This is a genomic window from Aquitalea sp., from assembly GCF_030150775.1.
Lineage (GTDB): Bacteria > Pseudomonadota > Gammaproteobacteria > Burkholderiales > Chromobacteriaceae > Aquitalea > Aquitalea denitrificans.
In genome coordinates this window covers 16808-36981 of sequence record NZ_JASLFG010000016.1, presented here as the reverse complement: position 1 = coordinate 36981, position 20174 = coordinate 16808, and the positions used below count along the sequence as shown (strand labels likewise).

Annotated in this window: 17 protein-coding genes and 5 tRNA genes; 7 read left to right on the top strand and 15 right to left on the bottom strand. The window is 55.8% G+C overall.

Features of this window, described 5'->3' with window-relative positions; all coding sequences use genetic code 11:
* Positions 1–42: 42 nt before the first annotated feature.
* On the bottom strand, positions 43–1224 hold the full coding sequence (locus tag QVF59_RS05815) for a BaiN/RdsA family NAD(P)/FAD-dependent oxidoreductase (RefSeq protein ID WP_287878005.1): 1182 nt from the start codon (positions 1222–1224) through the stop codon (positions 43–45).
* 129 nt (positions 1225–1353) lie between these two features.
* On the opposite strand from QVF59_RS05815, the gene sodB reads away from it, so the two are divergent.
* Entirely contained in the window at positions 1354–1935 is a 582-nt protein-coding gene (sodB, locus tag QVF59_RS05810; RefSeq protein ID WP_159880838.1) for a superoxide dismutase [Fe], read from the top strand.
* A 104-nt stretch (positions 1936–2039) separates the two neighbouring features.
* On the opposite strand, the gene QVF59_RS05805 is transcribed toward sodB, so the two are convergent.
* The 9 genes from QVF59_RS05805 to QVF59_RS05765 form a co-directional block, all read right to left on the bottom strand.
* Positions 2040–3884 (bottom strand): SurA N-terminal domain-containing protein, encoded by a 1845-nt coding sequence (locus tag QVF59_RS05805; protein ID WP_287877989.1) that lies wholly within the window; start codon positions 3882–3884, stop codon positions 2040–2042.
* A 78-nt stretch (positions 3885–3962) separates the two neighbouring features.
* Positions 3963–4039 (bottom strand) — tRNA-Asp (locus tag QVF59_RS05800).
* Positions 4040–4045: 6 nt separating this feature from the next.
* Positions 4046–4121: transfer RNA gene (locus tag QVF59_RS05795), tRNA-Val, on the bottom strand.
* 42 nt (positions 4122–4163) lie between these two features.
* Positions 4164–4433, bottom strand: a complete 270-nt coding sequence (locus QVF59_RS05790; protein WP_043572292.1) for an HU family DNA-binding protein — start codon at positions 4431–4433, stop codon at positions 4164–4166.
* Positions 4434–4609: 176 nt separating this feature from the next.
* Positions 4610–7024 (bottom strand): endopeptidase La, encoded by a 2415-nt coding sequence (gene lon / locus QVF59_RS05785; RefSeq protein ID WP_287877973.1) that lies wholly within the window; start codon positions 7022–7024, stop codon positions 4610–4612.
* Positions 7025–7167: 143 nt separating this feature from the next.
* Positions 7168–8448: an ATP-dependent Clp protease ATP-binding subunit ClpX gene (clpX, locus tag QVF59_RS05780; RefSeq protein WP_159878012.1), complete on the bottom strand. Its 1281-nt coding sequence runs from the start codon at positions 8446–8448 to the stop codon at positions 7168–7170.
* A gap of 16 nt (positions 8449–8464) precedes the next feature.
* Positions 8465–9097 (bottom strand): ATP-dependent Clp endopeptidase proteolytic subunit ClpP, encoded by a 633-nt coding sequence (gene clpP, locus QVF59_RS05775; protein ID WP_159878014.1) that lies wholly within the window; start codon positions 9095–9097, stop codon positions 8465–8467.
* A 24-nt stretch (positions 9098–9121) separates the two neighbouring features.
* Positions 9122–10429: a trigger factor gene (tig, locus tag QVF59_RS05770; protein ID WP_159878016.1), complete on the bottom strand. Its 1308-nt coding sequence runs from the start codon at positions 10427–10429 to the stop codon at positions 9122–9124.
* A gap of 488 nt (positions 10430–10917) precedes the next feature.
* Positions 10918–11002, bottom strand: a tRNA-Leu gene (locus tag QVF59_RS05765).
* A gap of 176 nt (positions 11003–11178) precedes the next feature.
* Here QVF59_RS05765 and QVF59_RS05760 point away from each other — a divergent pair.
* Positions 11179–11868 carry a Bax inhibitor-1 family protein gene (locus QVF59_RS05760; RefSeq protein WP_159878018.1) on the top strand — a complete coding sequence of 230 codons (690 nt, stop codon included), beginning with the start codon at positions 11179–11181 and terminating at the stop codon, positions 11866–11868.
* Between the two features lie 57 nt (positions 11869–11925).
* Here the strand turns inward: QVF59_RS05760 and tilS are convergent, their stop codons facing one another.
* The gene (tilS, locus tag QVF59_RS05755; protein WP_287877972.1) at positions 11926–13236 is read right to left on the bottom strand and encodes a tRNA lysidine(34) synthetase TilS; all 1311 of its coding nucleotides are present in this window, start codon (positions 13234–13236) and stop codon (positions 11926–11928) included.
* Positions 13226–14191 carry an acetyl-CoA carboxylase carboxyltransferase subunit alpha gene (locus QVF59_RS05750; RefSeq protein WP_287877971.1) on the bottom strand — a complete coding sequence of 322 codons (966 nt, stop codon included), beginning with the start codon at positions 14189–14191 and terminating at the stop codon, positions 13226–13228. Before QVF59_RS05750 ends, tilS begins: the two co-directional genes overlap by 11 nt.
* Before the next feature lie 218 nt (positions 14192–14409).
* Here QVF59_RS05750 and QVF59_RS05745 point away from each other — a divergent pair.
* Together QVF59_RS05745 and QVF59_RS05740 are read left to right on the top strand one after the other, a co-directional pair.
* Positions 14410–14485 (top strand) — tRNA-Val (locus QVF59_RS05745).
* Between the two features lie 5 nt (positions 14486–14490).
* Positions 14491–14567, top strand: a tRNA-Asp gene (locus tag QVF59_RS05740).
* A gap of 100 nt (positions 14568–14667) precedes the next feature.
* Here QVF59_RS05740 and QVF59_RS05735 read toward each other — a convergent pair.
* The 3 genes from QVF59_RS05735 to pmbA form a co-directional block, all read right to left on the bottom strand.
* Entirely contained in the window at positions 14668–15168 is a 501-nt protein-coding gene (locus tag QVF59_RS05735) for a disulfide bond formation protein B (protein WP_287877970.1), read from the bottom strand.
* A 60-nt stretch (positions 15169–15228) separates the two neighbouring features.
* Positions 15229–16368: a patatin-like phospholipase family protein gene (locus QVF59_RS05730; RefSeq protein ID WP_287877969.1), complete on the bottom strand. Its 1140-nt coding sequence runs from the start codon at positions 16366–16368 to the stop codon at positions 15229–15231.
* Between the two features lie 125 nt (positions 16369–16493).
* Positions 16494–17852, bottom strand: coding sequence for a metalloprotease PmbA (gene pmbA, locus QVF59_RS05725; protein WP_205677432.1), 1359 nt, complete (start codon positions 17850–17852; stop codon positions 16494–16496).
* 127 nt (positions 17853–17979) lie between these two features.
* Here pmbA and yjgA point away from each other — a divergent pair, with 127 nt between their 5' ends.
* The 3 genes from yjgA to QVF59_RS05710 are packed head-to-tail and all read left to right on the top strand — an operon-like array spanning position 17980 to position 20077.
* Positions 17980–18546, top strand: a complete 567-nt coding sequence (gene yjgA, locus QVF59_RS05720; protein WP_159878027.1) for a ribosome biogenesis factor YjgA — start codon at positions 17980–17982, stop codon at positions 18544–18546.
* The gene (mog, locus tag QVF59_RS05715; protein ID WP_287877968.1) at positions 18546–19127 is read left to right on the top strand and encodes a molybdopterin adenylyltransferase; all 582 of its coding nucleotides are present in this window, start codon (positions 18546–18548) and stop codon (positions 19125–19127) included. Before yjgA ends, mog begins: the two co-directional genes overlap by 1 nt.
* Positions 19127–20077, top strand: a complete 951-nt coding sequence (locus tag QVF59_RS05710) for a YheT family hydrolase (protein ID WP_287877967.1) — start codon at positions 19127–19129, stop codon at positions 20075–20077. Before mog ends, QVF59_RS05710 begins: the two co-directional genes overlap by 1 nt.
* Positions 20078–20174: the final 97 nt, after the last annotated feature.

Sequence of the window (20174 nt, the reverse complement as noted above, 5' to 3'; positions counted from 1 at the left end):
TGAAATGTGCAACAGGCAGCAGCATGGGGTAAGACGGCAATTCTAGCAGTTTTTCCCGGCCACATAGCCGGATGACCACGCCCACTGAAAGTTATACCCCCCCAGCCAGCCGGTGACATCCACCACCTCACCGATGAAAAACAGACCAGGCACCTGCTTGGCCTCCATGGTCTTGGATGACAATGCCTTGGTAGATACGCCACCACGGGTTACCTCAGCCTTCTTGTAACCTTGCGTACCATTGGGCTTGATGCGCCAGTGCTGTACCAGCTCCGCCAACTGGATACGTTTTTTGACTGACAAATCTTTCAGGCGGACATTGAACCCTAATCGTGCCAGCCAGGCTTCTGCAAAGCGCTTGGGCCAGCCCAGCTCTGCCAGCGCATTACTCAACAGTTGCTCACTGCCCTGCCGTTCGTCCAGAAGCGCCTGTACATCACAGTCGGGCAGCAGATTGATTACTACCTCCATGCCGGGCTCCCAATACGAGGAAATCTGCAGGATGACCGGGCCAGACAGACCCTTATGCGTGAACAGCACCTGTTCGCGGAAACGTCCCTTGCCAGCCCTAACCTCCACATCCAGCGACACTCCGGCCAGGGGAGCAAAGGCCTCGGCATCCTCGACATGGAAAGTCAGCGGCACTAGGGCCGGACTCAAGGTCGTTACCGGCAGACCAAACTGCTCGGCAATGCGATAGCCCAGTGGCGTAGCACCAATCTGCGGTATCGACAAGCCGCCGGTTGCCACTACCAGCGAGCTGGCAGTAAAACTGCCCAGCGCGGTTTCAACGGCAAAGATACCGTCCTCACCCCTGCTCACGGCCACAATGCTGGCACCCATCTGGCGTTGTACATCAGCCAAGCCGCACTCGGCATCCAGCATGTCGATGATCTGCTGGCTGGAGTCATCGCAAAACAGCTGGCCGAGTTTTTTCTCGTGATAGGCAATGCCGTGGCGCTCCACCATGGCGATGAAATCCTGCGGGCTGAATTGCGCCAGGGCTGACCGGCAAAAATGCGGGTTATCCGACAAATAGCGATCCGGCTTGGCATCGATATTGGTGAAGTTGCAGCGCCCGCCGCCAGAAATGCGAATCTTCTCCGCCAGCTTCTGCGCATGATCCAGCAGCAGCACCTTGCGCCCCTGCTGACCAGCGACAGCTGCACACATCATACCGGCGGCCCCTGCCCCCAACACAATGACATCAAATGACTTATTCATTTTCTTACTTTACTTATTTAGTCAACTATTGGCGATCATCTGTTGATTCCAGTACACTTGCTGCTACAGTAATCCGCTAGATTCGGCTTTCGCAATTTCGCAAGCCCAATTCTCAACAAGGAGAGCATGATGGAACACAAACTGCCGGAACTGCCATACGCACTGGATGCGCTGGCTCCCCACATCTCCAAGGAAACCCTGGAATTCCATTACGGCAAGCATCATCAGACCTACATCACCAACCTGAACAACCTGATCAAGGGTACCGAGTTCGAAAATGCCTCGCTGGAAGAAATCGTGAAGAAATCTTCCGGTGGCATCTTCAACAACGCCGCCCAGGTGTGGAACCACACTTTCTACTGGTTTGGTCTGGCTCCGAATGCCGGCGGCGAACCGACTGGCGCACTGGCCGATGCCATCAACGCCAAGTGGGGTTCCTTTGAAGAGTTCAAGAAAGCCTTCACCCAGACCGCCGTGGGCACCTTCGGTTCTGGCTGGGCCTGGCTGGTGAAAAACAGCGATGGTTCGCTGGACCTGGTATCCACCAGCAACGCCGCCACCCCGCTGACCACCGACAAGACTCCGGTCCTGACCTGTGATGTGTGGGAACACGCTTACTACATCGACTACCGCAACAGCCGTCCGAACTACCTGGACAGCTTCTGGAAGCTGGTGAACTGGGACTTTGCTGCAAAGAACTTTGCCGCCTGACTCATCGCCAGATAAAACAAAGGGCCTTGCGGCCCTTTTTTATTGCTTGCCGATACTACGCAGCAAACAGGCGAGGCCAACACCCGGCCTCGCCATTCATGGTTTTATTGTTCGCTCTGATCACTCAGCTGCTGCTTGCCCATCTTGATCGGGTATTTCTGCCGCAGCGTTTCCAGATAGCTGCCCAGCTGACTGCGCGCCGCCATCTGCACCATGGCACCAGCTAGTTGCGTACGCTCATCATCGCTGACAGCTGCACCAGCCCCCACACTGGCAATCTGATAAATGGCATAGTCACCATTATCATGCTTGCTGCCAGCAAATGCCGGCAGCGGACTGGCCGGCGCAGCAAACACTGCGCGTACATCACCACCAGCCATCGCGCCAGGATTACGCCGCGAAACCGTCAGTAGCTCGCCCCACTTCTGGCCATCCATACCCTTGCCGGACTTCAGCTGCGCCAACAGGGCCTGACCCTGCTTTTCCGCCAGCTTGGCACCTTCAGTGGCAATCAGCTCACTCTTGATGACATCACGTACTTCATCCAGCTTCTGCTGACGCTCGGGCTGATGATCAGCCACGCGCACCACCACCAGATTGCCGCCACCAATATCCACCGGCTCGCTATTGTGCTTCTTTTTCAGCACATCATCGCCAAACGCAGCATCCAGTACCTTGGCATTGGCCAGTACCGGATCAGCGGATTTCTTGTCGCGTGCTAGCCAGTCGGAGTGCTTGATCTCCAGCTTGAGCGCATCTTGCACACCCTTGAGTGAATCGGCCTGCTGATAGGCAACTTCTGCCAGCTTGTCAGCCATGCTGCGCAGCTGACCAGCCGCCTTCTGCTGCTTCAGCTTGGCTTCCACCGCTGCCCTGACGGCGGCAAAGTCAGGCTGTTTCACCTCATCCAGCTTGATGATGTGATAACCATATTCGGTCTCCACCACTTCGCTGATCTTGCCAGGCTGCATGCGGAACACCACATCATCAAACGGCTTGACCATCGCACCATGCGCAAAGAAACCAAGATCACCCCCATTGGCAGCAGAACCCGGGTCTTGCGACTTGGTCTTGGCCAACTCGGCAAACTTGGTCGGATCGGCACGCAATTGCTTGAGCAAGGCATCAGCTTCAGCCTTGATCTTGGCCTTGTCAGCAGGTTTGGCATCCTTGGGAACAGTCAGCAGGATATGGGAAGCACGGCGCTCTTCACCGGCCAGGTCAGCCTTATGCTGTTCGTAATACTGCTTGACCTCGGCATCGGTCACTGTCAGACCGGTGGCCACCGCCTGCGGCGATAACACCACATAGTCCAGTTTCACCGACTCGGCCGTGCGGAAGCGCTTGGCATTGGCATCATAGAAAGCCTTGAGCGCCGCATCGTCCGTCTTCACCTGGGCGGCAAAGTCAGCCGGCTTCAACAGCAGCAGGCGAACCTGGCGCTCCTGGGCCATCAGGCCACCCATGCGCTCCACCATGCTGCGAGCCACAAAGCCGGTACCAGCAAAATTATTGATCTGGTTTTGCAGCATGATGTCACGGCTGATTTTGGCTTCAAAGGCTTCCGGCGACATATTGCGCGCAGCGAGGAAATCCTTGTAGCGCGTTGCACTGAACTGGCCGTTTTCCTGCAGGTCCGGAATGCCGGCAATCGCTTTGCGCAACTGCTCGGGGCTTACGCTGGCACCACCATCCTGTGCCGCAGCAAGCAGGAGATCCTGGCGGATCAGGTCATCCAGCGCTTGCTGACGCGTAGCGGCATCGGAGGGCTGGCCTTCCAGAATCCGATCCAGATCACGCTTGTAGATTTTGGCAGAGCCTACCTTTACCAGGTAAGGGTCTTCCACGGCGGAGGTATAGCTCCCCACGCCAAAGCCAACAAAGGTCAGCGCTACCGCGCCCAGAATGACTTGAATGGCAATTTTATTATTCTGAACAAAATCGAACATGGCGATATCGGCGCAAGCCACCCCATTGGTAAAAAAAAAGGTGAACGACTGAACACGTTCACCTTTTCTGTAGATTCTTGGCGGAGTGGACGGGACTCGAACCCGCGACCCCCGGCGTGACAGGCCGGTATTCTAACCAACTGAACTACCACTCCAAACTGTGGTGGGCGTTGACGGAGTCGAACCGCCGACATTCTGCTTGTAAGGCAGACGCTCTACCAACTGAGCTAAACGCCCGCTATAAAACCTTGCCGCTATTGCTAACGACAAGGTTGCAGATTATAGCGCGTCTTTCAGTGCTTTACCAGCACGGAACTTCGGAGAACGTGCAGCCGGGATCTTGATGGTTTCGCCGGTTTTCGGGTTGCGACCGCTGCGTTCAGCACGCTCGCCAACGTAGAAAGTACCAAAACCCACCAGAGTCACGGTGTCGCCTTTTTTCAGGGCGTCGGTAACAGCGGCAACCATACCATCCAGTGCCTTGGCAGCTGCAGCTTTGGAAATATCGGCTTCAGCGGCGATTGCATCAATCAGTTCAGACTTGTTCACGTAAGTCCCCTTTCGTCGTTCTTCGGTCTACGTAATTCGGATAAAAACCGCTTGCTTTATAGCAAGGTCAAAATCCTTGTGTCAAGCGCCTTCCAGCGGAACATTGCCATTTGACAAGCCCGTCTGGAAAGCACAAGCGGCCCGGTAATTTAACTACGGCTGCAACATACTGATTTTTAATGCGTCATTACGGATACACCGGACGCACCTTCCGATGCGGGGTGCAACTCTTCCGGCTTCGCTTCTTCAGGCAAGGGCTCGGGCTGACGCTCCAGCGCCAGGGCCAACACCTCGTCGATCCACTTAACAGGATGAATTTCCAGCTTCTGCTTGATGTTGGCAGGAATATCCACCAAGTCCTTGGCATTGCCATGCGGAATCAGTACATGCTTGATTCCGCCGCGATGTGCAGCAAGCAGTTTTTCCTTCAGCCCACCAATGGGCAATACTTCCCCGCGCAAGGTAATCTCGCCGGTCATGGCAACATCAGAGCGTACCGGAATTCCAGCCAGAACGGAAACAATTGCAGTTGTCATTGCAATGCCAGCGCTCGGGCCATCCTTTGGTGTCGCACCTTCAGGCACATGAATGTGCATGTCATGTTTTTCATGAAAATCAGGCTTAATACCCAAAGCCCGCGAACGACTGCGCACCACACTCATTGCCGCAGTGATGGACTCCTGCATCACCTCACCCAACTGGCCGGTTCGCACAATATTACCCTTGCCTGGCAGCGAAACCGCCTCGATGGTCAACAACTCACCACCCACTTCGGTCCAGGCAAGACCAGTCACTTGGCCAATACGGTTTTCCTGCTCTGCCACACCATAATCAAAACGGTGTACACCCAGGTACTTGTCCAGATTCTTGGCATTTACCGTAACCTTGGTCGTCTTGTTCTTGCCCAGCAAAGCCCCCGTCACCACCTTACGGCAGATCTTGGCTATTTCGCGGTCCAAGCTGCGCACACCAGCCTCACGCGTGTAGTAACGCACGATATCGCGCAAAGCACTTTCCTGCAGTACCAGCTCGCCTTCCTGAACGCCATTGGCCTTGATTTGCTTGGGTACCAGATACTTCAGCGCAATATTGACCTTTTCATCCTCGGTGTAGCCAGCCAGGCGGATGATTTCCATCCGGTCCAGCAAAGCGTGCGGAATGTTCAGCGAATTGGCTGTTGCCACAAACATCACATCCGACAAGTCATACTCGACCTCGGCGTAATGATCGACGAAGGAGTGATTCTGCTCCGGATCCAGCACTTCCAGCAAGGCGGATGAAGGGTCGCCACGGAAATCAGCCCCCATCTTGTCCACCTCATCCAGCAGGAACAGCGGGTTCTTCACCCCGACCTTGCTCATGTTCTGCAGCACCTTGCCCGGCATGGAGCCAATATAGGTACGGCGATGGCCACGAATCTCGGACTCATCCCGCACGCCGCCCAAGGCCATACGCACAAATTTGCGATTGGTTGCGCGAGCGATGGACTGTCCCAGCGAGGTCTTACCTACCCCCGGAGGCCCTACTAGGCACAGAATAGGCGCTTTGAGCTTGTCTACGCGCTGCTGTACTGCCAAGTACTCGAGAATGCGCTCCTTGACCTTTTCCAGGCCGAAGTGATCCTCATCCAGCACAGCTTCGGCGTTACCGACATCCTTGTTGATCTTGGTCTTCTTCTTCCAAGGCAGTTCCAACAAGGTGTCAATGTAGTTGCGAACCACCGTCGCTTCGGCCGACATGGGCGACATCATCTTGAGCTTTTTCAGCTCGGCACTGACTTTGTCCTTGGCTTCCTTGGGCATGCCAGCCAGACGAATCTTCTTTTCCAGCTCGTCAAGATCGCTGACTTCATCCATATCACCCAGTTCTTTCTGGATGGCCTTGACCTGCTCGTTCAGGTAATACTCGCGCTGGCTCTTTTCCATTTGGCGCTTGACGCGGCCACGGATGCGCTTTTCCACCTGCAAGATGTCGATCTCGCCTTCCAACTGGGACAGCAAATGCTCCAGCCGCGCACGCACATCAAACATCTCCAGCACTTCCTGCTTCTGCTCCAGCTTGAGCGGCAGGTGAGCCACGATGGTATCTGCCATGCGACCGGCACGCTCGATGCCTGCCAGAGAAGTCATTACTTCAGGCGGAATTTTCTTGTTCAGTTTGACATACTGCTCAAACTGGGCCAGCAAGGCACGGCGCATAGCTTCGGATTCGGTGGAATCTTCACCATCGGCCGCCAGCGGTGTAATGGTGCCGACAAAGCAGCCACCATCCTCTTCGACCCGGCTGATCTGTGCACGCTGACGGCCCTCGACCAGCACCTTGACAGTGCCATCCGGGAGCTTGAGCATTTGCAGGACCGAGGCAATCGTGCCGACGCTGTAGAGATCATCCGCTTCCGGTTCGTCCTTGGAGGCAGAGCGCTGGGCAACCAGCAACACCTGCTTGCCTTCGTCCATGGCGCTTTCCAGCGCACGGATGGACTTGGCCCTGCCGACAAACAGCGGGATGACCATATGGGGGAAAACAACCACATCCCGGAGCGGAAGCAGGGGCAGTGTGGTTTCTTCGCGGAGTTCTGCGGGTTGGGGCATATCACCTAACCTTGCGTACGTGAAACATTGCATGAAAGATGGGGCAGTCATGCTGAAAATCAACACCCCATACTAAATCAGTTTGGCGACATTACAAAAGAAAACCGCCCGTTGCGGGCGGCTTTTCCTAATCCTGAATCAACTCAGGCGGACTGAACCTGCTCATCCTTGTCGCGATAGATGAACAGAGGCTTTTCACCTTTTTCGATAACCTTTTCATCCACCACAACTTTTTCCACATTTTCCATGGACGGCAGTTCGTACATGGTATCCAGCAGCACACGCTCGATAATGGAGCGCAGACCGCGCGCACCGGTCTTGCGGACCAGTGCCTGCTTGGCAATGACACGCAATGCGGAAGGACGCACTTCCAGCTCAACATTCTCCATACGGAACAGACGCTGGTACTGCTTGATCAATGCATTCTTCGGCTGGGTCAGGATGGTGACCATGGCCTCTTCGTCCAATTCTTCCAGCGTGGCCACCACCGGCAGACGGCCAATCAGCTCGGGAATCAGACCAAAACGGATGAGGTCTTCCGGCTCAGCCTCCTTGAACAGGGCCGAGGTCGACTTGCTGTCATCCTTGGAGCTGACTTCCGCGCCAAAACCGATGCCACCCTTTTCCGAGCGGCGGCGGATGATCTTTTCCAGACCATCAAACGCACCACCGCAAATGAACAGGATATTGGTGGTATCCACCTGAATGAATTCCTGGTTCGGATGCTTGCGCCCACCTTGCGGCGGAATGGAAGCAACCGTACCTTCGATCAGTTTCAGCAAGGCCTGCTGCACGCCCTCACCCGATACATCTCGAGTAATGGACGGATTTTCCGACTTGCGTGAAATCTTGTCGATCTCATCGATATAGACAATGCCCCGCTGGGCCTTCTCCACATCGTAATCGCACTTTTGCAGCAACTTCTGGATGATGTGTTCGACATCCTCCCCCACATAGCCGGCTTCGGTCAGCGTGGTGGCATCCGCAATCACGAACGGCACGTCCAGCAGGCGAGCCAGCGACTGCGCCAACAAGGTCTTGCCAGAACCGGTAGGACCTACCAGCAGGATATTGCTCTTGGCGAGCTCAACCTCATCCTTATCGCTTGCAGGGGTGTACAGACGCTTGTAATGGTTGTACACGGCAACAGATAAGGTCTTCTTGGCGAAATCCTGGCCGATGATGTATTGATCCAGATCTGCGCGGATTTCCTGCGGAGTGGGCAGTGCGGTGGCAGTGCCGGTGGCATCACCGATTTCGCCGACCACCTTTTCCAGCTCTTCACGAATGATGTCATTGCACAGCTCGACGCATTCGTTGCAGATGAAGACCTGGGGACCGGCGATCAAACGCTGGACTTCATGCTGGCTCTTGCCGCAGAAAGAGCAATACAGAAGTTTTTCGTTGCTGTTTTTATCAGCCATTAGCTAGTTCCACTGCTTACGCCGTAACATCCTTGCGGGAGGTCAGCACTTTATCAATCAGACCGTACTCGCGGGCCTCCTCGGCGGACATGAAATTGTCACGCTCGGTATCGGCCTGCAGACGCTCCATGGTCTGGCCGGAATGCTTGGCCAGCAGCTCGTTCATCTTGCCCTTTACCTTCACCAGCTCACGGGCATGGATTTCGATATCGGTCACCTGACCGCTCAGACCACCACCATACAGCAGCGGCTGGTGAATCATCACGCGGCTATTGGTCAGGGCAAAGCGCTTACCCTTCGTACCAGCGGAGAGCAGAAAAGCGCCCATGCTGGCAGCCTGACCGATACACAGCGTGGAAATGTCCGGCTTGATGAAATTCATCGTGTCATAGATGGACATGCCCGCCGTGATCGAACCACCTGGCGAATTGATGTAGAAGTAGATGTCCTTGTCCGGATTTTCCGACTCGAGAAACAGCATCTGCGCCACAACCAGGTTGGCCGATTCGTCGGTGACGGGCCCCACCAGGAACACGATACGCTCCTTGAGCAGGCGCGAGTAGATGTCATAAGCGCGTTCGCCACGACCACTCTGCTCTACTACCATAGGCACCAGGCCCAGCCCTTGCGGTTCAATCATCGATTTCATCGACCAACTCCGTTTGTGTCGTTATCAGGCGTTGTTACCCATCAGGGCATCAAAGGACAATTCTTCTGCTTCAACCTTGGCCTTGGACAGAACGAATTCCACTACATTGTCTTCCAGCACCATGGAAGTCGGGCCTTCCAGACGGTCTGCGCTGGCGTAGTACCAGGTCAGCACTTCTTCCGGATGCTCGTAGCTGTCAGCAAACTCTTCGATCATGGCCTTCACCTGCTCCGGCTTGGCTTCCAGCTTGTTGGCGTCAACCACTTCAGCCAGGATCAGGCCCAGAGCCACGCGACGTTCTGCTTGCTGAGCAAACAGTTCCGGCGGGAAAGGCATGTCCTTTACGTTCATGCCACGTTGCTGCATGTCACGTTGTGCCTGTTCGATCAGACGGCCGATTTCCAACTGAACCAGCGCCTTCGGCAGGGTAATCTCAGTTGCATCCAGCAGCGCTTGCATCACAGCTTCCTTGGTGCGAGCCTGCAGACGACGCTTCACTTCACGCTCAACATTCTTGCGAATTTCAGCGCGCATCTTTTCCACGTCACCATCGGCAATGCCCAGCAGCTTGGCGAACTCTTCGTTCACTTCCGGCAGGGTCGCTTCGGCAACATTCTTCACGGTGATTTCGAAGACGGCAGTTTTGCCGGCAACGTCCTTACCATGGTAGTCAGCCGGGAAGGACACTTCCACGTTCTTGACTTCATCTTCCTTCATGCCGGTCACGCCAGCTTCGAAGTCAGCCAGCATCTGGCCTTGGCCAATCACGAAGGGGAAGTTCTCGGAAGAACCGCCATCGAACAGCACGCCATCAATGCTGCCCTTGAAGTCGATGATCACGCGATCGCCTTCGGCGGCAGCACGCTCAACGCGGTTGTAGCGGGTACGTTGCTTGCGCAGGATATCGATAGTCTTGTCGATTTCGACATCGCTAACCGGGGTCGACGGCTTCTTGATTTCCTTGTCGGCCAGTTCGCCAACCTTAACTTCCGGGTAAACCTCGAAAGTAGCAGCAAACTTGAAGTTCTCTGCATCGCCCTCGGCGGCTACTGGCTCAAAGCGCGGATAGCCGGCAACGCGCAGCTTCTGCTCGCTCACTGCGCTATAGAAACCTTGCTGAACCTGCTCACCTAACACTTCTTCACGCACCTGGGCACCGTAATTGGCTTCAACGATTTTCAGCGGAGCCTTGCCCGGGCGGAAACCTTGAATCTTGGCAGTACGTGCCACGCGCTTCAGGCGCTCAGTCACTTGGGCATCAATAGCAGCCATCGGCAGAGCGATGTTCATGCGGCGCTCAAGATTGTTCAACGTTTCCAGTTGTACTTGCATGTTCAATCCTTAAACTAGTCATCTGAATACGAGTTCGGCCCTTGCACGAACAATTCGTATTTTGGAAAACAGGTGAAACCCTTGAGGGCTTCGGCTCTATATGGGGCCACCAGCCCCGGCTACAAGTGCCACCCGTTCCGCTGCCTGCATTACACAGTCATAACGGGACAGCATCCCATTGCGAAAACGCGCAGTATAGCATGCAGCCTGTTTTTGTATGCAGGCGAATAGCGGCGCAAATGCCGGTCATTCAACGCATCCCGCAAGGCAGTTAATCCGCGAACAGAAATGACAATAGGTGCAGAGCCATCCCGACCACCAATACAATGACACCCCTGACAGGGAGAAGAATCTGTTTTAACAGCCCGGACAGACATCACACGGCGAAACAGGGAGCATGAATGCAGAATGGCCGCCAAAAGCATACGCTTGGCAAATATAAGGAAATCACTACTTCAGAGAAAAACAACTAAGGGGAAGTCATGATGTGGTGCGAGCGGAGAGACTCGAACTCTCACGCCTTGCGGCGCTGGAACCTAAATCCAGTGCGTCTACCAATTCCGCCACGCTCGCACTACCATCAGGGCAGCGAATGCCACCGACGAAGAGGCCGCACTATACCCCAGGCCAGTACATCTTTCAAGCGCTTCACAATGAACCATTGCCATGGTTTCATGTCACAATGCTGGCACTTCATTTTCATGCCAGCTGTTTGAACAGCACACACAACACCAGATAAAGAGGGCAGCATGCAACCAGACCTGCACAATACTTACCAGGCCGGCACTTCGGGTCTTGCGCGGAATAAGGTTTTGCGCAACACCTACGGCTTGCTCGGCCTTTCGATGATTCCCACCGTCATGGGCGCACTCATCGGCACCCACTTGAACTTTGCCTTCATGGCTGCCAGTCCGATCGTGGGCATGCTTGCCATCATGGCCGTTTTCTATGGCTTGGTATTTGCCATTGAAAAGAACCGCAACAATGCGCTGGGCGTTTTCCTGATGCTGGGCTTTACCTTCATGATGGGTCTGCTGCTGGGACCGTTGCTGCAGTTTGCAATGCGCTTCAGTAATGGCGGCCAGCTGATCATGACTGCAGGCGCAGCCACCGCACTGGTATTCATCGTGATGGCAGGCATCGCCAGCACCACTAAGCGCGACCTGTCCGCGCTGGGCAGCTTCCTGACCGTGGGTGCCATTGTGCTGATGGTGGCTGTTGTCGCCAACATCTTCCTGCAAATGCCCGGGGTTCAACTCGCCATTGCCGCTGCATTTGCACTATTTAGCTCGCTGATGATTCTGTGGCAGGTGAAAGTTGTGGTTGATGGTGGTGAATCCAGCTATGTATCGGCCGCACTGTCGATCTACATCAGCATCTACAATCTGTTTACCAGCCTGCTGCAGTTGCTGTTGGCATTCAGCGGCGACCGCGACTAAACCGCAGCACCCAACAAAAAGCGCCTTGCTTCAAGGCGCTTTTTTTATTTCGGCTGATTATTCCGGCAACCACTCCGGCCAGTAACCGGCAGCATCATAACAGTCACTCGATACCGCCACCCCAGGCAATGCAAGCAGGCGGCCATCCATGCCAAACAACAAAGGCCACTGCTGACGTAACAAAGGCGGAATACCCGCCTCCTGCAGCAACTTCTTTACCTGTTTTCTTCCAACCGGTTGTGGCAAGCGCTCTCCGCCCCGCCTTGGCGACAAACGGATACCCTGAGCCAGCACATCAGCGGCAATACCACCACGCCGCGACCAACACAGACGTCCACCCCAATCAGGGAATACCTGCTCCGCAGACTCCCCCGAAAATGCCTGCACCACATCCGGCAGACACTTGCAATCCCGCAGCAGCAGCACATGCAACTCCCCTCTGTGGCGCAAAACAGCAAGACCACCCACCACCAGGCTGGGCTGACTGGCGGCATCTGCATCCCGCAGTTGGCGCAAAAATTCCTGCACCCGCTCGGCGCTCACTGTCGTCACACCCTGCTGGCGCAACCAGGCAAGCAGAACAAACCCCTGCCTGACTTCCGACAGAGCCAGCAGGCTGGCTACGTCAAAACCATGCCCTCTGCTGCCTTGCGCCAGATCAGCCGCCACCACCTCATCAATCAGCGCCGATGCCTGCCCCATATGCCAGGCAGTTCGTGCAATATGCTGTCGATAGTCCGGCAACTGCTGCGCCAGCAGCGGCATGACGCAATGGCGCAACATATTGCGACGGTAGCGTGTATCGGCATTGCTATCATCTTCCACCCAGCGCAACTGATGCGCTGCTGCATACTGCTCCAGCTGCTGGCGGGAATAGGACAACAAGGGACGCCACAGATGCAAAGCTGCCAGGGGGCGGCAAACCGGCATACCGGCCAGCGCCTTCACGCTGCCGCCACGCAATAGCTGCAGCAAGACGGTTTCCGACTGATCATCCTGATGATGCGCCAGTGCCAGTACCGCTGCCGTAGATTGGGCATACGCCGCATAGCGCAACTTGCGCGCATTGGCTTCCACCCCTTCGGGTGCAGCCCGATCGACCTGCACCCGCACCACACGTAGCGGCACCCCCCACTCGGCACACACGGCCTGGCAATGACCTACCCACTCGTCGGCAACATCACTGAGACCGTGGTGTACATGGACGGCAGATATCTGCAACTGCGGCCGCTGTCGCCGTGCACGCACCAGCAAGGATAGCAGCACCATGGAGTCCAGCCCGCCACTCAGCCCCACTTCAAAAGCAGAAAGGCCGGACAAATTGTCCGGCCAGCTGGCTAACAGGCTAGGCAGCAGATCAGGCTGCATCTTCCTTGAAACGCCCATAACTCATCAGACGATCGAAACGCTCTTTCAACAGCGCGTCAACCGGACGATTGGCAAAGTCTTTCAACTGTTCCTGAATGACCCGCTTCATCGCATTCATCATCTGAGCATGGTCACGATGAGCACCACCAGCCGGCTCATTGATTACACGATCAATCAGACCCAGCGTTTTCAGGCGGTTGGCGGTAATACCCAGCGCCTCGGCGGCTTCGGAAGCACGTTCCGCCGTCTTCCACAGAATGGAGGCACACCCTTCCGGCGAAATCACCGAGTAGGTCGAGTACTGCAGCATGTTGACCTGGTCACCTACCGCAATCGCCAAGGCACCACCGGAACCACCTTCACCAATCACGGTGCAGATGATAGGCACGCGCAGGCGCGTCATTTCATACAGATTGCGACCAATCGCCTCGGACTGGCCGCGCTCTTCTGCGCCAATGCCCGGATAAGCACCCGGTGTATCGATAAAGGTGATGATGGGAATGCCAAACTTCTCGGCCAGCTTCATCAGGCGCAATGCCTTGCGATAGCCTTCCGGACGCGGCATGCCGAAATTGCGATAAATCTTTTCCTTGGTATCGCGGCCCTTCTGATGGCCAATCACCATCACGGGCTGGCCATTGAAACGGGCCAGGCCACCCACGATTGCCGGATCATCGGCAAAGGCACGATCACCATGCAGCTCTTCAAAATCAGTGAAGATGCTGCGCAGATAGTCCAATGTATATGGACGCTGCGGGTGGCGTGCCACCTGGGAGATCTGCGAGGGGGACAGTTTGGCATATAGAGTCTTGGTCAGTTCCAGACTCTTCTTTTGCAGGCGTGCGATTTCTTCGGAGATATCCAGTACGGAATCGTCCTGTACGAATCGCAGCTCTTCTATCTTGTTCTCGAGCTCGGCGATAGGCTGCTCAAAATCGAGAAAGGTCGGCTTCATTATGCACATCATCCGATTAAGCGAATCGGGCAATCATACATGACTGCCAAAGAGTCCGTCACGCCCCTGTCTGACAAAATTCAGTCAGCATAAGCGGGCGATTTGATTATTCCCGGATTTATGCAAAAAAGTGAAACCTCCCTCTTGCGCTGACTTTTAGGCTGTGCTTTAATTCGCCTCCTCGCTGAGACGCAAACGCAGACAGCGAACAGATTTCAGGGCGTTTAGCTCAGTTGGTAGAGCGTCTGCCTTACAAGCAGAATGTCGGCGGTTCGACTCCGTCAACGCCCACCAAGGTTGGAGTGGTAGTTCAGTTGGTTAGAATACCGGCCTGTCACGCCGGGGGTCGCGGGTTCGAGTCCCGTCCACTCCGCCAATATTAAAAAAGCAGCCTACGGCTGCTTTTTTTGCGTTTGTGGATAATCAAATCATGCAAAACCGGCTCAGTATTACCTGAGCCGGTTTTCATCTTTACATCAATTCGGACTCTTGCGAAATGCCAGCCAAAGCTGGAAAACAATCACGCCAGCAAAAAACACCGCCACCCAAAACGGCATTGCCTGCCCCAGGAATGTCCAGTCCACCTTGGCACACTCACCGCTTCCCTTGAATACTTTGGACAGCACATCCCACAAGGGCGAAGTTTCCATCAGGTAGTCCAGCCCTGGCCCGCAAGCTGGCACCATGTCTTCCGGCAGACTTTGCAGCCACAGCTGTCGTACCGAAACGGCACCGCCGCCAATAGCAGCAAGTACCCCCAGCACACCCCACACCCGATAGCCGACTCCTCCCGGGTTATGCAAGGCCGCCAGCAAGGCAATAATGCCGACAGAAATTACTCCCACACGCTGAAAGATGCATAAAGGGCAGGGTTCAAGATGCAATACATACTGCGAATACAGGGCAAAACCCATTGCCGCAGCACAGCCAACTGCAACCAGTAAAAAACCCTGCCGGCGCGATAAACGAATACTCACAACATCCCCTTGTCTTAGTGTTGGGCTTGAATATGGAACACCTAGGATTTTAGTCCTGATTTAAAGTTCCAGAAATTGTCTGATGGCGTCTTTCTGCGCCAGCGCATCCTTGTAACCCAGCGCAATCAGCGCGCGGCAATATCCTGGTTCAAACAGCAGATAAGTGGCCAGTGTCATACCACGCTTCTTGGTTCCACCCGCCCCTTTCATCAGGAAGCGTAATACCGGCGGGAATTCGTGCGCGTGCTGATAAGCAATACTTTCCAGCGACTGGCTGGGACTGAGCATGAAGATATCCACTTGCTTGAGACTGGTTTGCGCACACAAATCCTGATTCCCCTGCAGCAGGGAAACGGTGTGATTGACACGCAGCAGGCGCTCCATGTCCATCGACATGCTATCCACAAAGACACTATTGAGCAGATGCCCAAAAACCTGAGCCGGTGTTGGCACCACGCTGGCGGCACGCCGTTCGACCACAGCGGGTCGCTGACTGGTCAAGCCGACAATAAACAGCTTGTCTGCCCCCAAATGCAAGGCTGGCGACAAGGGCGTCATCTGCCTGATGGCACCGTCACAGTAATGCAGATTACCGATCTGGGTGGACGGAAAAATCAGCGGAATGGCCGAAGTTGCCATCAGGTGATCCAGGCCAATCTGCTCCCGCACACCCATGCGCTGATGCCGCGACCATTCATCAAGATGGCGCTGACCTTCAAAGAAGGTGACCGACATGCCGGTACTGAAACAGGATGCGGTCAAAGCCAGCGCTTGCAGATTGCCCTGCTCCAGTGAATGGCGGATACCATCAAACGGCATGGCACGGCCCAGAAAATCACGCAGGGGCGCATTGTCCAGAAAGCTTTTCGGATTGCGCCAGCCATGCCCGCCAGTCGCAATCGAAATGCCGAAATGGAAAAACGTCTTGATGAAATAACTCAGGCTGGCATCGTACACATCATGAATGTGCAACTGCTTCCACATCTGGGCCAGATAATGTACCGACTGGCGGTAGTTGTTGGCACCGGAGGCAACCGCAACGGCATTGATGGCACCAGCCGAGGTACCGCAAATAATGGGGAAGGGATTATGTGCGGGATCCGGCAGCATCCTGGCAATACCCAGCAGCACTCCGGCCTGATAGGCCGCCCTGGCACCGCCTCCCGACAGTACCAGGCCAATATTGCTTTTCCCCGCCATTTTGCACCTCGCCCTGGATGCATTGTTTATTGCTTTAGAAATAGCTGCAAAACGACAGACTTAGCAAGCAACCGCAGGTCAAGCCTGTCTGTCCGATCTCATCCACGCGCTCCAGCAGCCAGAGCCTAGCTCTCGCCAGCAACCATCATTGACTCGATCAGCACCGACCCCATCACCTTGCCACCACGTGCCAGCGTATCAGTACCAACCGCCACCATGCGCTGGAACATCTCTCGCAAATTGCCGGCGATGGTGATTTCCTCAACCGGGTAAGCAATCACCCCGTTTTCCACCCAGAAACCAGCGGCACCACGCGAATAATCACCCGTCACCGTATTGATGCCATGCCCCAGCAACTCAGTCACCAACAAGCCCGTACCAACTTGCTGCAGCAACTCGGCAAAGCTTTCACCCGTGGTGTGGACCAGCAGATTATGCGGGCCGCCGGCATTACCAGTCGATTGCATACCCAGCTTGCGCGCCGAATAGCTGGCCAGCATATAACCCTGCAATACACCGGCATCAATCAGACGACGCGCGGAAGTTTCCACGCCTTCACTGTCGAATGCACCACTAGACATACCGCGAAGCACAAACGGATCTTCGTCGATGATGATATTCGGATGAAACACCTGCTGCCCCAATGCATCCAGCAGGAAAGAAGATTTGCGATACAGATTTCCACCGCTGATGGCTGAAACCAGATGGCCGATCAGCGATGCAGCCACCGGCGCCTCAAACAAGACCGGATACTGCCCGGTCTTCACCCGACGTGCAGACAGACGGCGTACCGCACGCTCGCCCGCAGTACGGCCCACCTTGAGCGGATCATCCAGATCAGCAGGGTGACGTGCGGCCGAATACCAGTAATCGCGCTGCATGGAGCCAGCCTCTTCCGCCACCACGGCAGCAGAAATACTGTGCCGGCTGCCCGGATAACCGGCCATGAAGCCATTACTGTTGGCATAGATAAAGTGACTGGCCTGTGCCGACACCGATGCGCCTTCTGAATTACTGATGCGCGCATCCACACCGCGGGCTGCGTCTTCACAACTGCGCGCCAACTCGATGGCCTGCTCGACTGGCAGATTCCAGGGATGGAACAGATCCAGATCCGGAAAGTCCGTCGCCAGCAACTGACGATCAGCCAAGCCCGCGCAGGCATCTTCGGCAGTAAACCGAGCAATATCCAATGCAGCCTTCACCGTATCCTGCAATGCCTGATCAGAAAAATCAGAAGTGCTGGCATGGCCTTTTTTCTGCCCCAGATAAACGGTAACCGACACACCCTTGTCCTGGTTGTACTCAATGGTTTCCACTTCACCCAGACGCACGCTTACCGTTTGCCCCAGGCCTTCGGAAACATCGGTTTCGGCTGCTGTCGCACCAAGCTGACCGGCCAGTTCCAGCACCCGGCTGGCGATGCCTTGCAATACGTTTTTACTGAAACTGAATGTGTTGTCTGCCAATGTCTTATCTACCATGATGAATGTTGCCTTGCCCATGACGCGACCCTGTCGGCACAGTACCACGCCAGGCGTGTTTGCACGGGAATCGGCCCGCCTTTTCCGGTATCATACCAGCCTTGAAAACCGTAGAGACTTTTGAACGATGACTGATTACCAGAACGACAGCCTACCTGACGGCATGATCAGCAAGTCCCAGCGCAAACGCGACATGGACGCGCTGCAGGATCTGGGCAAGGAGCTGGTCGAACTCTCCAAGGATACGCTGAAGAAAATGCAGCTGCCGGAGGATTTGCTGACTGCCATTCTGGACTACAAACGCTTTACCGCCCATGGTGCCCTGCGCCGCCAGCTACAGTATATCGGCAAGCTGATGCGCGACATCGACCCGGAACCCATCCGCCAGTACCTGCTGGTGATCAAGGGCGAGTCGGCCGAACACATTGCCTGGCAGCATCTGCTGGAACGCTGGCGCGAACGCCTGATGAGCGACGACAAGATGTCCGCCGCCTTCATCAATGATTTTCCCAGCGTTGACCCCCAGCAATTGCGCACGCTTATCCGCAATGCCCGTAAAGAGCAAGCTGAAAGCAAACCACCCAAGTCCTTCCGCCTGCTGTTCCAATTGATCAAGCAAGCCATTCCCGAGCCGGGCAAGCCACGCCAGCAGGCTGACGAAGCGGCTGACGATGCCTATGGAGAAAATGAATAATGCTGAAAATCGGTCTGGTATCGGTATCCGATCGCGCCAGTACTGGCGTGTATCAGGACCAGGGTATTCCAGCGCTGCAGGATTGGCTGTCCAGCGCCATCTGCAGCCCGTTCTCCACGCTGACCCGGCTGATTCCAGACGAGCAGACAGAAATCGAAGCTACCCTACGCCAACTGGTAGATGAAGAAGGCTGTCAACTGGTACTGACTACCGGCGGCACCGGTCCGGCACCGCGCGATGTCACGCCGGATGCCACCCTGGCCGTAGCCGATCGCGAGATGCCCGGCTTTGGCGAACAGATGCGCCAGATCAGTCTGCGCTTTGTCCCCACGGCCGTCCTGTCCCGTCAGGTAGGGGTCATTCGCAAGAATGCACTGATTCTTAACCTACCAGGCCAACCCAAGGCCATCAAGGAAACCCTGGAAGGGCTGAGGAACGATGCAGGAGAAACACTGGTCCCCGGCATTTTTGCCGCTGTACCCTATTGCATTGATCTGATCGGTGGCCCCTACATCGAAACCGATCCGAAGGTGAGCAAGACATTCCGGCCAAAATCGGCACTGAGGCCTTCAGCCGCCTGATGAACTACTCCGCGCCAACCTGGCTACCGGAAGGACACAGCCAGACGATCTGGCCAGCCTTGATGATACGCCCGCCACTCCCGTCCTATCGGCGTGAGCACTGGCCCACGCCGGATGGCGGCACCATTGCCCTTGATTTTGTCGATGGCAAGCCAGGCAGTCCGCTGGTCGTGCTGTTTCATGGACTGGAAGGCAGCAGTGACAGCCATTATGCCCGCGCACTAATGCTGCAATTGACCGAGCGTGGTTGGCATGGGGTAGTACCACATTTTCGTGGCTGCGGCGGCATGGACAATCCGCTGCCGCGCGCTTACCACGCCGGCGATGCGGACGAGATACGCTGGATAGTGCAGGCGCTCACGGCGCGCTACCCGGTCATGGCAGTCGCAGCGGTATCACTAGGTGGCAGCATGCTGCTCAACTACCTGGCAGCAGAAGGCAGACAGGCCATTCCGCGCGCGGCAGCGGCCATATCGACTCCGCTGGATCTGGTTGCGGCCAGCACACGGCTGGATCGCGGCCTTGGCAGACTGCTATATACCCGCATGTTCATGCACACGCTCAAGCCCAAAGCGCTGGCAACACTGCAGCGCCACCCCGGCCTGTTCGACGGCCAGCGGCTGCGACGCGCCCATACGTTCATCGAATTTGACGACCTGGTCACTGCCCCGCTACATGGCTATGGCACCGCGCTGAACTACTGGAAAACTGCCAGCAGCAAATCCCGGCTGCAGCTGATTACCTGCCCCACCCTTGTACTCAATGCGCAGAACGATCCATTTCTACCGGCAAGCGCCCTGCCCTCGCCGCATGAAACCAGCCCGGCCGTACTACTGGAGTTCCCGCGGCATGGCGGCCACGTCGGCTTTGTCAGTGGCCGCTTTCCCGGCCACATCAACTGGCTGCCACAACGCGTACTGAATTTTTTCCAGCCCTATCTGCAGCCCTGAAGCTAGCTCGCATGCTGGCAAACAAACTGCCGCTCTCATTGCCAAAGCCCGTACAGTTCTGCATGATGTCCGTTTTGGCTGAACGCATTACCACAGG